Source organism: Thermoplasma sp. (assembly GCF_008709555.1).
GTDB lineage: Archaea > Thermoplasmatota > Thermoplasmata > Thermoplasmatales > Thermoplasmataceae > Thermoplasma.
The window spans coordinates 1-720 of record NZ_VYIJ01000041.1 but is presented as its reverse complement, the minus strand read 5'-3'; the positions used below and the strand labels follow the sequence as shown (position 1 = coordinate 720).

Annotated in this window: 1 protein-coding gene; it reads right to left on the bottom strand. The window is 53.3% G+C overall.

The features are described from left to right. Positions 1 to 145 precede the first annotated feature (145 nt). Positions 146 to 720 (bottom strand): hypothetical protein (locus F6Q11_RS07545; RefSeq protein ID WP_297027999.1); only part of this gene is annotated, 575 nt, incomplete at its 5' end.

Below are 720 nucleotides of genomic sequence, written 5' to 3'. Positions count from 1 at the left end.
CTCAAGGAACATCGAAGTGCTCGGTATATCTGAGTACTTCAGGCTGTTGTCAGCCAGCCAATCGTTGCGGTTCGATGAAGCCTCACCTACGGGTGAGGGGGAGACCAGCAGCAAGCTCCGACGCTTCAGCTGAGGAGTAGCTGACTCAGATTAGGGATGGCAAAACCGTCACGAGAAGGGATGGTTTATTTTTCACGATATGCCACAGCAATCTGGGTATTTCCTTGCTGGCATCCTCTGTGCGGACATTGAACGACCGCATCAAGGGAAACAATGACGACAGGTTGCTCGTGCCTATGCGGTACATTGCCTTCTTGATCTTGTAATGCCTCAAGAGGTGTGGATATATCTCGGAATCCCATTTCTTCTGATACAGCATCAGGTCCCCGTTTGCAGCGGCTCTGCCGGCCTCCATACCTGACCAGAATGCCGTTTGCAGACCACCACCGGTATCGGCCTGGCATGTGCCCACAACGTCACCTGCCCATGCTACACGCTGCGTAGCAACTACTCTTGCGGGCTTGCCGACAGGTATTTGGTGGGCGATGACATGATCAATATTCCCGGCCAGTTCCGAGTGTTCGTCCGTGAACGCGGTGAGCTGTTTCTTTATATTCCACCCATTGGTCAGCGGGAAACCCAGACCAACACGGCGGACATGATCATCCCGATCACCGGCGAAGTCCCACACATATCCAACCTCCGCGTATTTCGAGAAAT